Source organism: Streptomyces sp. SLBN-8D4, assembly GCF_049739545.1.
Classification (GTDB): Bacteria; Actinomycetota; Actinomycetes; order Streptomycetales; family Streptomycetaceae; genus Streptomyces; species Streptomyces canus_C.
Window position 1 is genome coordinate 9,532,246 of record NZ_JBMGQC010000001.1, and the last position, 14,811, is coordinate 9,547,056.

Genomic DNA, 14,811 nt, shown 5'->3' on the forward strand with positions numbered 1-14,811 from the left:
GCCTGCCCGACGCAGCGGACACCGTGGCACCGAAAGCGCACCGCGATCCCCGGCCCGCTCCCCATCCAACTGTTCGGAGAGTCATGCCCGACCCTCGTTCCGCCGTGCCCTCCTCCGAGTCCCCGGCCCCGTCCGGACAACCGGGCGCTCCCGTGGGCCCGGTCCGTCCTGGCCAGGACGCCAAGGCCGCGCTCGCCCCCGCCGCCGTCGAGGTGCGGGGCGGCTTCTGGAGCACCCGGCGTCGGGTGAACGGGCAGACGTCCATCCCTCAGGGCCCCGAACTGCTGGAGTCCGCGGGAAACCTGAACAACCTGCGGGTGGTGGCAGGGCTCGCGCAGGGCGAGTTCCAGGGCGGCTACCCGTTCGTGGACTCCGACGTCTACAAGTGGCTGGAGGCCGCGTCCTGGCAGCTGGCCCGGCGGGCTCCCGAAGAGGACGGCCCGCTCGCGGCCGAGGTCGAGCGGATCGTCTCCCTCGTCGCCGTCGCCCAGCAGCCCGACGGCTACCTGAACACCTGGTTCCAGCTCCTCAAGGGCGGCGAGCGCTACCAAAACCTGCGCTGGAGCCACGAGCTGTACTGCGCGGGCCACCTCATCCAGGCCGCCGTCGCCCACCACAGGGCCACCGGACGCCGTGAACTGCTCGACGTGGCGGTGAAGTTCGCCGATCACATCGACTCGGTCTTCGGCCCGCCCGGGAGCGGCAAGCCGCTCGACGGCGTAGACGGTCACCCCGAGGTCGAGACCGCCCTGGTCGAGCTGTACCGGGAGACGGGGGAGCGCCGGTACCTGGATCTCGCCGGCTACTTCGTCGACCGCTTCGGCCACGGACTGCTGGGCGGCGAGGCTTACTGCCAGGACCGTGTCCCGCTGCGCGAGGCGACCGACGTCGAGGGGCACGCCGTACGCCAGTTGTACCTGCTGGCGGCCGCGACCGATCTGGCGACGGAGAACGGGGACGCGGAACTGCGCGCCGCCACGGAGCGGCTGTGGGCCGCGATGACCGCCGCCAAGACCCACCTCACGGGGGGCCTCGGCGCCCACCACGACGAGGAGGACTTCGGCGACCCGTACGAGCTGCCCAACGAGCGTGCCTACTGCGAGACCTGTGCCGCCATCGCCTCGATCCAGTGGAGCTGGCGCATGGCCCTGCTCACCGGCGAGACCCGCTACTCCGACCTGATCGAACGCACCCTGTTCAACGGCTTCCTGGCCGGGGTGTCGCTGGACGGCGAGCGCTGGCTGTACGTCAACCCGCTCCAGGTCCGCGACGGCCACACCGACCCCGGCGGCGACCAGTCGGCCCGCCGCACCCGCTGGTTCCGCTGTGCCTGCTGCCCTCCGAACGCGATGCGGCTGCTGGCCTCCCTGGAGCACTACCTCGCCTCCAGTGACGGCGGCGGTTTGCAGATCCACCAGTACGTCACCGGCCGCTACGCCGGCGACCTCGACGGCACCCCGGTCGCGGTGAGCGCCGAGACCGACTACCCCTGGCAGGGCACGATCGCCCTCACGGTCGAGGAGACCCCGGCCGACCGGCCCTGGACCCTCTCGCTGCGCATCCCCCAGTGGTGCGGCACCTACCGGGTCCGGTGCGCGGACACGGCGTACGACGAGACGGACGCGCCCGTCACCGACGGCTGGCTGCGCCTGGAGCGGACCTGGGCCCCGGGCGACCGGGTCGTCCTCGAACTCTCGCTGGCCCCCCGGCTCACCGCCGCCGACCCCCGGGTGGACGCCGTACGCGGCTGTGTCGCCATCGAGCGCGGGCCGCTCGTGTACTGCCTGGAGGGGGTCGACCACCCCGGTGGCGGCCTCGACGACATCGTCCTGGACCCCGGCGGCCCGCTCGCCGACACGCACCGCACCGACCTGCTGGGCGGCGTGACCACCGTGACGGCCGCCGGACACCGCCGCCCCCGTGCCGAGACCGGCTGGTGGCCGTATGCCCCCGCCGACGCCCAGGCCCCCGCGACGGAGCCCGCTCAGGTCGAACTCACCGCCGTCCCCTACTACGCGTGGGCCAACCGCCAGGACGGCAGCATGCGGGTCTGGCTGCCCACCCACTGAGCCCGACCGACACCCGAAGGCCCTCCAGGGGCTTTCCGCACGCCCCACATCCCCCCGCGCCCCCGCCCCTCCCGATGAGCCGTCCCAAGACAACGAGGTCGCCGTGAGAAACACCCGTCGCACCCTGATATGCGCCGTCGCCACCGTCGGCGCGCTCACCTCCGTGGCCGCCTGCGGAGGCGGTTCCGACTCCTCCGCCTCCGGGACCGGCGGCGCCGGCGGGACGTACACCTTCTGGGACCCGTACCCGCAGTTCGACGGCTCGTCGGCGTGGGGCAAGCTCGTCAGCAAGTGCGGCACCGACGCCGGGGTCAAGGTCAAGCGCACCGCCATGGACACCACCGACCTGGGCAACAAGGCCCTGCTCGCCGCCCAGCAGGGGAACGCCCCCGACGTGATGCTGGTGGACAACCCGGTCGTCTCCACGCTGGTGGAGGCGGGCATCCTCAACAAGACCAGCGATCTCGGCCTTGACACCAAGCCGATCCAGAAGAACATCCTCGGCGCGGGCGAGATCGACGGCGCCTCCTACGGTGTTCCGATCGGCGCCAACACCCTCGCGCTCTACTACAACAAGAAGGTCCTCACCGCCGCGGGCGTCGACCCGGCCTCGGTCAAGGACTGGAACTCCCTCACGGCCGCCCTGAAGAAGGTCAAGGCGGCCGGCAAGAAGGGCATCACCTTCTCCGCGATCAACACGGAAGAGGGCAGCTTCCAGTTCCTGCCGTGGTTCTGGGGCGCCGGCGGTGACCTGACCGAGCTCGATTCGGCGAAGGGCGTGGCCGCGCTGTCCCTGTGGAAGGGGTGGGTGGACGACGGACTGGCTCCCAAGGACGTCCTGCAGAACACCCAGACCACCAGCTGGCAGGAGTTCGCCACCGGCGACTACGCGTTCGGCGAGAACGGCACCTGGCAGCTCGGCAACGCCGACAAGGCGGGCTTCGAGTACGGCGTGATCAGCATCCCCGGCCAGAGCGGGGGAGCGGCGCCGGTGCCGACCGGCGGCGAGTTCGTCACCGTCCCGGTCCAGAAGGACAGCGGACGGTACGACGCCACCAAGAAGATCGTCACCTGCCTGACCAGCTCCGCCAACCTGCTGGCCACGGACACCACCCTGGCCTACGTCGCCCCCACCGCGGCGGTGCAGACCGAGCAGGTCAAGGCGAACCCCGAACTGAAGCCGTGGGTCGACGCGGTGGCCGCGGCACGGGGTCGCACGAGCGGCGGTCTGGGCACCAAGTACCCCACGATCTCGCAGCCGATGTGGACCGCCGTGCAGAGCGCCCTGTCCGGTGGCCAGAGCCCGCAGGCCGCTCTCGACACCGCGCAGAAGGCCGCGGACAAGGGCGGGAGCTGACCGCTCGACGCCCCTCGCGGCACCTTCCGGGGGACCCGCCCCCGTCCGCCGCACGGCACTCGCAACCGCCCGGGCACCGCCGCCGGTCCCGGGCGGGCCACCCCCTCCAGGAGTCCGCATGACCATCGCCCGCGTCGACCGCCGCGCCCCGCGGTCCCCGGCCAGGCCCCGGGAAGCCGGCACCGCCGCCCCGGCGGACGGTCCGGCCCTACGGCGCCACCGCCGCCGCCGGAGCCGGCTGACCGCACTGGCGTTCCTCGCACCGCTGGCCCTCTACTTGGCCGCGTTCTACGTCTATCCCCTGTACCGCAACCTCGACCTGAGCCTGCGCGACTACACTGTCCGGTCGTTCGTCGCGGGCGACGCGCCGTTCTCCGGGCTGGACAACCTCAGGACCGTCCTGGAGGATCCCACCTTCGGTCCGGCGATGCGCCACACCATGATCTTCACCTTTGTGTCGATCGTGTTCCAGTACGCCGCCGGGCTCGCCCTCGCGGTCTTCTTCAACCGGCACTTCCGGCTGGCCGCCACCCTCAGGGCGCTGTTCCTGATCCCCTGGCTGCTGCCGCTGATCGTGTCGGCGTCGACCTGGTCGTGGATGCTCAACAGCGAGTCCGGCGTCCTCAACTACGCCCTCCACACGGTGGGCGTGGCACCGGTCGACTGGCTCAACTCCCCGCACTGGGCCCTGACCTCGGTCATCATCGCCAACATCTGGATCGGCATCCCCTTCAACCTGGTCATCCTCTACAGCGGGTTGCAGAACATCCCCGGTGAGCTCTACGAGGCGGCCTCCCTGGACGGGGCGGGTGCCTGGCAGCAGTTCCGGCGGATCACCTTCCCACTGCTGCGCCCGGTCTCCGCGATCACGCTGCTGCTGGGTCTCGTCTACACCCTCAAGGTCTTCGACCTGATCTGGATCATGACCAAGGGCGGCCCCAGCGATGCCTCCTCCACCCTGGCGACCTGGTCCTACCAGCTCGGCTTCGGCTCCCTGCTCCCGAAGTTCGGTCCCGGGGCCGCCGTCGGCAACATCCTCATCCTCATCGCCCTCGTCTTCGGACTGCTCTACATCCGTGTCCAGAGGAGGCAGGAAGCATGAAGTCCCCTACGGGAAAGCGCCGTTACACCGTCATCGGCCTCCTGCTGACCGCCGTGATGCTGTTCCCGGTCTACTGGATGCTGAACGTGTCCCTGACCCCGCAGCAGGACATGCGCAAGAGCCCGCCCGACCTGCTGCCCCTGCACCCCACCTTCGAGGGCTACCGCGCCGTCCTGAACGACCAGATGCCCTACCTCGGCACCAGCCTGCTCATCGGCGTCGGCACGGTCGCCCTCACCCTGGTGCTCGCCGCCCCCGCCGGGTTCGCGCTGGCCAAACTCCGTCCCCCGGGCGGGGGTTTCCTCGGCCTCGCCCTGCTGGTCGCCCAGATGATCCCCGGCATCGTCATGGCGATGGGTTTCTACGGCATCTTCCTCGACCTCGGGCTGCTGAACTCCTGGTGGGGCCTGATCATCGCCGACTCCACCATCGCGGTGCCGTTCGGCGTCATGATCTTCACGGCGTTCATGTCGGGCATCCCCGGTGAGCTGATCGCCGCGGCCCGCATCGACGGGGCCGGAACCTTCCGCACCTTCCGGTCCGTCGTGCTCCCGGTCAGCCGCAACGCGCTCGTCACGGTCTCGCTGTTCAGCTTCCTGTGGGCCTGGTCCGACTTCGTCTTCGCCAACACCCTCGACGGCGGCGGTGACCTGCGCCCGATCACCCTCGGCATCTACCACTACATCGGCAACAACAACCAGGAATGGAACGCGATCATGGCCACCGCCGTCGTCGCGTCGCTGCCGGCCGCGGTGCTGCTCGTCCTCGCCCAGCGCTATGTGGCCGCCGGTGTGACCGCGGGCGCGGTCAAGGACTGACACACATTGCCCGCCGCTCCCGGCCCACCGGCCGGGCGGAGCCGAGCCCCGCCCTGCCCCGCCACCCGTCACGGGGGTTGTCGTCCCCGCCCCACTTGTCCGACGGTCCCGAACCGCCCCCCGGCGCACCGCGCCACCGGTATGTCCCCCTCCAGTCCGTCCTCAGGAGAGCCGCTGATGTCGTACCTGAGCTCCCGTCACCGCCACAGAGTCCCGCTCGGCCGTACCACCGCCGCCGCGCTGGCCACCGCCCTCGCCGCCGGCGCCGTCGTCCTGGCGGGCGGATCCGCCCACGCCGTCCCCACCTCCTCCACCACCCTGGTGGTCAACGCCGCGCAGACCCTGCGGTCCGTCACCCACGTCGGCACCGGCAGCCTCTACGGCCTCGCCGACAACAGCACACCGGCCGACAGCCTGGTCACCGCGCTGAAGCCGAACACCTTCATCCAGATGGCACCCGGCGGCAGCCAGCTGCCCAACGGGGAGCCCGCTCCCGCGGGTGACTCCCTCGTGGTGGCGGCGAAGGCGGCCCGCGCGGGCGCCAAGGTCGTCGTACGGATGCCGGACTGGTACCCGAACTTCCCCTACAAGTGGGTGAGCTGGAGCGACTGGCTGTCCGCCGTCGACAAGCAGGTGGCCTCCGTGAAGGCCTCCGGCGCAACCAACATCAGCGCCTACGCGCTGTGGAACGAACCCGACTGGACCTGGGACACCACCAACGCGGGCGCCTTCAACGCCGGTTGGGCACGCACGTTCAAGGAGGTCCGCGCCAAGGACGCCACGACGCCGATCCAGGGCCCGAGCTACTCGGGGTGGAACCAGTCCTCGATGAGCTCCTTCCTCACCGACGCGAAGGCCTCCGGCACCGTGCCGGACGTCATCGCCTGGCACGAGCTCCAGGGCAGCCAGAACATCGCCGCCCACGTCTCCGCGTACCGCGCGCTGGAGTCGAGCCTCGGCATCAGCCCGCGGCCGATCGACATCGAGGAGTACGGCACACCCTCCGAGATGGGCAACTCCGGCGCCCTCATCGGTTACGCCGCCAAGTTCGAGCGGACCGGCGTCCGGGACGCGGAACTCGCCTTCTGGAACCACTACGGCACCCTCGGCGACACGCTGACCGACACCGGCGGATCGCCCAACGGCTCGTACTGGACGTACAAGTGGTACGGCGACATGTCCGGCTCCATGCTGACCACCACGCCCCCCGCCCAGACCGGCATCGACGGCCTCGCCTCGCGCAACGGCTCGGGCAACCAGATCAGCGTCCTCGCCGGCGGCTGTGCCGGCTCCTGTGCCGTGACGGTCAACGGCCTGAACTCCCTGTCCGCCTTCGGCAGCACCGTCCACGTGAAGCTGGAGTACAGCCCCGGCACCGGCCGCACCACGGCCTCCTCCGGCCCGGTCACCATCTCCGACGCCGACTACAGCGTCAGCAACGGCTCCGTCACCGTGCCGGTCACGATGAACGCCACCGACGGCTACCACCTGGTGATCACCCCGAGCGGAACCAACACCTCGCTGGCCGGGCGCTACCAGATCACCAACAGGAACAGCGGACTCGCGCTGGACACCCTGAACGCGGGCACCGCCCAGGGCACTTCGGTCGTCCAGGCCACGTCGACCACGGGTACTGACCAGAACTGGACCCTCGTGTCCGCCGGTTCGGGCCTCTACAAGATCGTCAACCAGAAGAGCGGGCTGCTGCTCGGCATCACCAACGCGGGCACCGCGGACGGCGGCACCGCCCTGATCTGGGGCGACAACGGCACCGCCGACCATCTCTGGCAGGTCATCCCGGCCCGGGACGGCTATTACAAGATCGCCAACTACAACAGCGGACGCCTGCTCGGGGTGGACCAGATGAGTACGTCCTCCGGCGCGCAGGTCCTGCAGTGGACCGACAACGGCACCTCCGACCACCTGTGGAGGCTGACCGCCCGCTGACACTCGCAGGCCCCGCGCAGGCCGACGATCCGGCCGGCGCGGGGCCGAAGCGGTCACGGGGCGGGTGCCCGCGTTCACGTGCCCGCAGGCTCCGCTTGTGTCGTCTCCTGCGTCGGGTAGTCCTCCGTGATCTCCTTCGGGCCGAAGGGCCACACCTTCTCGAAGCGTGCCCACAGGACGTACGCCACGCAGCCGAGGGCCAGCCACGCCAGCGACCACTCGATGGGGTGGCGGCCCGGCGAGTTCTTGTCCGCGTAGCCGTAGATCACGCACCAGCCGACGAAGGCGATGACGCTCGGCACCGGGTAGAGCCACATCCGGTACGGCCGCTTCAGCGTCGGCCGGCGCCTGCGCAGCACGCTCAGCGCCACGATCTGGGCCAGTGCCTGGACGATGACCATCACGGTCGTGAGGAGCTGGATCAGGGTCGCCAGGTCGGTGTGGCGGCCGATCAGGAACCCGATCGCGGTGATCACGCCCATCGTCGCGAGGCCGAGGGTCGGGAAGCGGTGCTTGGGGTGCAGTCGGGCGTAGGGGCGGAAGAAGACCCGGTCGCGCGCCGCGTCGTAGGGCACGCGCGAGCCGCCGAGCAGGCCGGTGAAGACCGACGCGAAGGCCGTGATCAGGATGAGGACGGTGACGGTGTCGGCGGCGCCCTTGCCCCAGGTCTCCTCCAGCACCGCCGAGGCCACCGAGGTGGAGGCGATGTCCTTGGCGTCCGTCATCCGGTGCCAGTCGATCACGCCCAGCGTCCCGATCTGCAACAGCAGGTAGATCGTCATGATGCCGAGGATGGAGAAGATGATCGAGCGGGGCAGAGTGCGGCCCGGGTCCTTGATCTCGGCGCCCATGTAGGCCGTGGTGTTGTAGCCGAGGTAGTCGTAGATGCCGATGGTCAGGCCGCCCGCGAAGCCGATCCAGAACGTGTTGCTGCCCAGGTCGAAAGCGTGCGCCGGGTAGGTGAAGGCGAGATGGGCGCTGAAGTCGGTCGCCGCGGCCAGGATGACCAGCAGCACCGAGACGATCATGACCGCCCACATCACGGCGGTGATGCGCGCGATGTGCTCGATGCCCCGCCACAGCAGCACCACGACCAGGACGATGACGCCGAGGCCGACCAGGTCGCCCGAGGTCTGTCCCAGGTCGGGGGCGAGATAGCCCAGGTACTGGACGAAGCCGACCACGCCCGTCGACATGATCAGCGGGATGAAGAGCATCGCCGTCCAGACGAACAGGAACGGCATCAGGCGGCCGGTGCGGTACTGGAAGGCCTGGCGCAGATAGACGTAACTGCCGCCGGAGCCGGGCATCGCCGCGCCCAGTTCGGCCCACACCAGCCCGTCGGCCAGTGCGAGGATCGCGCCCGCGACGAATCCGAGCACCGCCTGCGGTCCGCCGAACGCGGCGACCATCAGCGGGATGGTGACGAACGGGCCGATGCCGCACATCTGGCTCATGTTGATGGCCGTGGCCTGGAACAGGCCGACGCGGCGGACGAAACCACCGCTGGGCGGCGGGCTACCGGACATGAGGGCTCCTGGAGTGGTGAGGCGCGAGGGAGTGAGATGCGGCGTGCGGGCCGGTATCCGGTGTCTGTTGGCCGATAAAGTTAAGGAGACTTACTAGATGCGTCAAGAGGGGGCCCGCCGTGCGTGAGAATGGTGCGATGGCCGCCGGCGACGTCGTGGAGCAGCAGGAGCAGCCCTGGAACCGGCAGCGGTTGCGCAGCACCAACGAGCGCCTGCTGCTGGAGCGGCTGCGCGCGGAAGGCCCCGCGTCCCGGGCGCAGCTCGCCCGCGGGACGGGCCTGTCGAAGCCGACCGTCTCCAGCGCCCTCGCCGCCCTGGAGTCGGCCGGACTGGTCCGCGAGGTGGGCACCCACGTACCCGAGCGCGGTCGGACGGCGGTGCTGTACGCGCCCGACCCGGCGGCCGGTCACGTCCTCGGCGTCGACGTCGGCCGCAGCTGGCTGCGGGTCGCCGTGGCCGACCTGGACGGCACCGTCGTCGCCCGCTCCGACGTGCGCAACCAGGCCCGCAGCTCGGCGGCGATGGCCGACCTGGTGGTGTCCACGGCCCGGCGGGTGGTCGCCGACTCGGGCGTGGCGCCCGAGGAGGTGGTGCACGCGGTGGTGGGCACGCCCGGGGTGTACGACGAGGAGCACCGCCGGGTGCGCTACGCGATGCACCTGCCGGGCTGGGGGCGTGCCGGGCTCTTCGACCGGATGCGCGAGGAGCTGGGCGTCCCGCTGGAGGTGCACAACGACGCCAATCTCGCCGCCCTCGGCGAGTACACGTACGGCGTCGGGGCGGGCAGCCGGCTGTTCGCGTACATCCTCATCGGCACCGGCCTGGGCATGGGCGTGGTGAGCGAGGGCCGCTTGTTCACGGGTGCGCACGGTCTCGCCGGCGAGATCGGGTTCCTGCCGTGGCCGGGGCAGCAGAAGCCGGAGCGGCTGGAGGACGCGGTGTCGGGCGTGGCGGTGGTGGAGGCGGCGCGCCGGTTCGGCATGCGGGGACAGCTCACCGCGAAGGCCGTCTTCGACGCGGCCCGGCAGGGGGACGACGCCGCGGTGCGGGCGGTCCGGCTGGAGGGCGAGCGCATCGCCCACACGGTGGCCGTGGCGGCGGCGGTGTTGGACCCCGATCTCGTGGTCCTGGGCGGCGGAGTCGGGCACAGCGTGGACCTTCTGCTGAAGCCGGTGCGCGACAACCTCAGGGCCCTGACCCCGCTGCGTCCGAAGCTCGCCCCCAGTCGGCTGGGCGAGGACGCGGTCCTCCTCGGCGCGGTCGCGACGGCGCTCGGGACCGCCCGGGAAGTGGTGTTCGAGCGACGGTCGGCCGTGTCCTGAGCGGTCCGGGCGCGGGCCATGGTGATCGGGGCGACCGTATCGCGCCTGCGGGCATCTGTGCGGGGCGGGCGGCGGGGGGTGAACGGCCGAGGCGGTAACGGATGTCCGGGCGGGGTGGGTTCGCTCCGGCGAGTCATCGTTCGACTGGTTGTGGAGAGTTGTGGGGGTGGGGCTGTTGGTCGCACGACTCGGGTAGGTACGGCAGACGGCCGCCGATGCCTGCCAGGTCGTCGCCGTGCTCGTCAACACCCTTACCGGGGTGGCGGTTTGCCTGGTGCGACCTGCCTACCGGGGGCGACGTTCGAGCCCTCGGTCATCGCCGCCAGGCCTCCGTCGGGCAGCCCCGCCGCTCAGCCGCCCCCGCCGCCCCATCCGAGTTCTGCCGCCCCATTGTGCTGAGCCGACGGCCCCCCTACTGTTCGACTTTGCCTGAGTCTGTTTGATGCTGATCGCTCAGGCCAGAGGGAGGCCGCAGTGCGAGGCAATCGGACCGAAGCAGAGACCGCGAGACCCGGTCGCCGTGGATGGTGGAGGGCGGTCCTCGCGACGGCCGCGACCATCGCTCTGGCCGTGGGGATGACCGCGCCCGCCGCGGCGCGCGAGGCAAGCGGGTCGGCGCTCGCCGCCGCTCCGGCCGTCGACGCGCAGGCGCACACGGTGACTCTCGACGGCTATTCGTTCCTCGTCGACGGCAAGCGCACCTACCTCTGGTCCGGCGAGTTCCACTACTTCCGGCTCCCGAGCCCGGACCTGTGGCGGGACATCTTCCAGAAGATGAAGGCCGCGGGCTTCAACTCCACCTCCCTGTACTTCGACTGGGGATACCACTCGCCCAAGCCCGGCGTGTACGACTTCAGCGGGGTGCGTGACGTCGACAGGCTCCTCGACATGGCCGAGGAGGCCGGGCTCTACGTCATCGCGCGCCCCGCGCCGTACATCAACGCGGAGGTCGACAGCGGTGGTCTGCCCGGCTGGCTGACCACCAAGGCCGACAACAACCGCAGTGACGACCCGCGGTTCCTCAAGTACGCCGACGAGTGGCTGACGCAGATTGACAAAATCATCGCTCGGCACCAACTCACCAACGGCACCGGGTCGGTCATCGCCTACCAGGTCGAGAACGAGTACTACAACGGCTCCGCGGCCGCCCGCTCCTACATGCAGCACCTGGAGGACAAGGCCCGCGCCGACGGCATCACCGTGCCGCTGACCGGGAACAACAACGGCACCTTCAACTCCGGTGCCGGCGCCCTGGACGTGGACGGCCCGGACTCCTACCCGCAGGGCTTCGACTGCTCGAACCCCTCGAAGTGGAACGGCGTCCCCGACATCAGCTACGACCACCCGGCAGGCAAGCCGCTGTACTCCCCGGAGTTCCAGGGCGGCGCCTTCGACCCCTGGGGCGGCCCGGGCTACGACAAGTGCGCCGAGCTGATCAACGACCAGTTCGCCAACGTGTTCTACAAGCAGAACATCGCGGTCGGCGCGACGGCGCAGAGCTTCTACATGACGTACGGCGGCACCAACTGGGGCTGGCTGAGCATGCCCCAGAACTACACGTCGTACGACTACGGAGCCGCGATCCGGGAGACCCGGCAGCTCGATCCGAAGTACGACGAGGACAAGCTGATCGGGTACTTCACCCAGTCGGTGGCCCCGCTGACCAAGACCGACGCGATCAGGACCACACCGCCGGACGACTCGGCGGTCGTCGACACGGCCCGGATGAACCCCGACACCAAGACGCAGTTCCACGTGCTGCGGCACGGGAACTCCACGTCGACGGCGGTCGACAAGGCGCACATCTCCCTGGACTTCAACGCCCGGCCGGCCGGAGACACCAGCTACACCTGGGACGACCCCGACTCCGCGCTCCAGTACGCCGGTTCGTGGTCGCACGTGGCCGACACGAGCTACACCGGCGGCGACTACAAGCACACCGAGTCGTTCTCCAACAAGGCCGGTGACTCGCTCACCGTCCCCTTCGACGGCACCGCGATCCGCTGGATCGGCTCGAAGACGAACAACCACGGCATCGCCGACGTCTACCTCGACGGCACCAAGGTGGCGACCGTCGACGACTCCGGCGGCGAGAGCCAGGCGGTGGTCTTCCAGAAGACCGGTCTGGCTCCCGGGGCGCACACGCTGAAGATCGTCGTCGCCGGCAACCACAGCTCGGGGTCCACCGACAACTACGTGGCCGTCGACGCCATCGACGTGCCGACCGGTACCGCCGCCACGGAGCCGACCTACCCGGTCGTGCCCCAGCAGCCGGGCACCGCGATCACGCTCGACGGACGCGACTCCCATGTGATCGTGGCGAACTACCGCCTCGGGGAAGCGAAGTTGCAGTACTCGACCTCCGAGATCATGACCGGCGCGACCATCGGTGACCGGGACGTCGCCGTGCTCTACGGCGACCAGGGCAGCGACGGTGAAACCGTCCTGCGCTACTCCTCGAAGCCCACGGTGACCACCAGCGGCGGCACCGCCACGACCACCTGGGACCCGGCCACCGGTGACCTGCGGCTGAACTACACCCACAAGGGCCTCGTCCGGATCAGCGTCAGCGGCGCCGGACAGCGCCCGCTGCTGCTGCTCGTGGGCGACAAGGCCACGGCGAAGACCTTCTGGCGTCAGGACACCGCGACCGGCTCGGTGCTGGTACGCGGCACACACCTGCTGCGGACGGCAACCAGCCGGGACGGCGGCCGTACCGTGGCGCTCACCGGGGACAACGCCGACGACAAGAACATCGAGGTGTTCGCCTCCGCCGACCATGTCACCTGGAACGGCAGCCCGGTGAAGACCCGGGCCACCGACACGGGAAGCCGCACCGGCACGATCCCGGTGGCCGCCGCGGTGCACCTTCCGGCCCTGACGAACTGGAAGCAGGCCGAGGAATCCCCCGAAGCGGCCCCCGGCTTCGACGACACCGGCTGGCAGGTGGCCGACAGGACGACCACCAACAGCGTCTCGGGAATCAACAAGCTGCCGGTGCTCTACGCGGACGACTACGGCTTCCACACCGGCAACACCTGGTACCGCGGCCGCTTCCACGCCACCGGCAAGGAGACCGGCATCCACCTGGTCTCCGACTCCGGCGGCGGCGCACAGGCATTCTCCGCCTGGCTCAACGGCACCTTCCTCGGCAGTTCCACCACCGGCAGTGCCGACTTCACCTTCCCGGCCGGGTCGGTCACATCGCAGGGTGACAACGTCCTCTCCGTGCTCACCGTGAACATGGGACACGAGGAGGACTACAACTCCACCAACGGCAACAAGACCGCCCGCGGCCTGACCAGCGCCTCCCTCGTCGGAGCCCCGCTGACCTCCCTCACCTGGCGCCTCCAGGGCGTACGCGGCGGCGAGGACCTCCAGGACACGGTGCGCGGCCCGCTCTCGACCGGCGGCCTGTACGGCGAGCGGGCGGGCTGGTCCCTGCCGGGCTACCCCGACGCCAAGTGGAACCGGGTGTCCCTGCCGACGACCGACACCCGCCCCGGGGTCTCCTGGTACCGGACCGATGCCAGGCTGGACCTGCCGAAGGGCCAGGACACCTCACTCGGCCTGACGTTCACCGACGACCCGGCACGCAAGTACCGGGCGACGGTCTTCGTGAACGGCTGGCAGGTCGGCAACTACGTCAACTACCTCGGCCCGCAGCACACGTTCCCGGTCCCCGACGGAATCCTGAACCCGAACGGCCGCAACAGCATCGCCGTCGCCGTGTGGAACCTGGACGGCAGCACCGGCGGCCTCGGCAAGGTCTCCCTCACCGACTACGGCAGCTACGCCTCCTCCCTGCGCGTCGCGCAGAACGACAGCCCACGCTACGACTCCCGGAAGTACGCGATGCCCAGGCGTCCGGGAGCGGAGGTCGCCCTGGAGGTGCCGGACACGGCTCAGCCGGGGGATGCCTTCACGGCCCGGACGACCGTGCGGGTGCCGAAGGGCGAGACGTCCGCGTCCCGGCTGACGGCCTCGCTCTCCGCCCCCGACGGCTGGAGCGTGAGCGCCACGAGCCCGCTGTCCCTCAAGAGCCTGAAGCCGGGCGGTACGGCCGCCTTCACCTGGAAGGTCCAGCCACCGGCGGGGGACCTGCCGTCAGCCTCGGCACTCACCACCACGGTGCTCTACGTACAGCACGGACGGCAGGCCACCGGCACCGACGAGCGCATCGTCGGCGGGATACCGGCGGCTCCACCGGCCGGGAAGAGCGCGGTGAGCGACCTGCCGTTCCTGTCCTCCACCAACGGGTGGGGCCCCGTGGAGCGCGACAGCAGCGTCGGCGAGCAGGCGGCCGGGGACGGCCGGGCGATCACCATCAGCGGTGTGAACTACGCCAAGGGGCTTGGCACCAACGCGCTCAGTGACGTCCAGCTCTACCTCGGCGGCAAGTGCTCACGCCTGACGGCACAGGTAGGGGTGGACGACGAGACAGGGGGTGCGGGCACGGTCACGTTCTCCGTGATCGCCGACGGCAAGACCCTGGTGACCACACCGACGATGCGCGGCAGACAGGCCGCCGTGTCCGTCGACGTCGACGTCAGCGGCGCCCAGGTGGTCGACCTCAAGGTCGGCGACGCCGGTGACGGCAACGGCAACGACCACGGCGACTGGGCGGTGCCGACACTGACGTGCGGCTGACGGCCGTGGCGGCGAGC

At 70.4% G+C, this 14,811-nt stretch carries 8 protein-coding genes; 7 read left to right on the forward strand and 1 reads right to left on the reverse strand.

All coding sequences use genetic code 11. The features are described from left to right. The first annotated feature begins 83 nt into the window (after positions 1 to 83). The 5 genes from RKD20_RS43275 (at position 84) to RKD20_RS43295 (ending at position 7,293) form a co-directional block, all read left to right on the forward strand. Positions 84 to 2,069, forward strand: coding sequence for a glycoside hydrolase family 127 protein (locus tag RKD20_RS43275; protein WP_424882512.1), 1,986 nt, complete (start codon positions 84 to 86; stop codon positions 2,067 to 2,069). Between the two features lie 103 nt (positions 2,070 to 2,172). Further along, on the forward strand, positions 2,173 to 3,426 hold the full coding sequence (locus RKD20_RS43280) for a sugar ABC transporter substrate-binding protein (RefSeq protein ID WP_424882513.1): 1,254 nt from the start codon (positions 2,173 to 2,175) through the stop codon (positions 3,424 to 3,426). 118 nt (positions 3,427 to 3,544) lie between these two features. Further along, positions 3,545 to 4,528, forward strand: a complete 984-nt coding sequence (locus RKD20_RS43285; protein WP_424882514.1) for a carbohydrate ABC transporter permease — start codon at positions 3,545 to 3,547, stop codon at positions 4,526 to 4,528. Next, complete coding sequence (locus RKD20_RS43290; RefSeq protein ID WP_424882515.1) at positions 4,525 to 5,346, forward strand: carbohydrate ABC transporter permease; 822 nt, start codon at positions 4,525 to 4,527, stop codon at positions 5,344 to 5,346. The genes RKD20_RS43285 and RKD20_RS43290 overlap by 4 nt, the downstream gene beginning before the upstream one ends. Before the next feature lie 177 nt (positions 5,347 to 5,523). Continuing rightward, positions 5,524 to 7,293 carry an RICIN domain-containing protein gene (locus RKD20_RS43295; RefSeq protein ID WP_424882516.1) on the forward strand — a complete coding sequence of 590 codons (1,770 nt, stop codon included), beginning with the start codon at positions 5,524 to 5,526 and terminating at the stop codon, positions 7,291 to 7,293. Between the two features lie 74 nt (positions 7,294 to 7,367). Here the strand turns inward: RKD20_RS43295 and RKD20_RS43300 are convergent, their stop codons facing one another. Beyond that, entirely contained in the window at positions 7,368 to 8,822 is a 1,455-nt protein-coding gene (locus RKD20_RS43300; protein ID WP_424882517.1) for an APC family permease, read from the reverse strand. A gap of 137 nt (positions 8,823 to 8,959) precedes the next feature. On the opposite strand from RKD20_RS43300, the gene RKD20_RS43305 reads away from it, so the two are divergent. Together RKD20_RS43305 and RKD20_RS43310 are read left to right on the forward strand one after the other, a co-directional pair. Beyond that, positions 8,960 to 10,144 carry an ROK family protein gene (locus RKD20_RS43305; RefSeq protein WP_424882518.1) on the forward strand — a complete coding sequence of 395 codons (1,185 nt, stop codon included), beginning with the start codon at positions 8,960 to 8,962 and terminating at the stop codon, positions 10,142 to 10,144. A 576-nt stretch (positions 10,145 to 10,720) separates the two neighbouring features. Then, positions 10,721 to 14,794 carry a beta-galactosidase gene (locus tag RKD20_RS43310; protein WP_424883461.1) on the forward strand — a complete coding sequence of 1,358 codons (4,074 nt, stop codon included), beginning with the start codon at positions 10,721 to 10,723 and terminating at the stop codon, positions 14,792 to 14,794. Positions 14,795 to 14,811: the final 17 nt, after the last annotated feature.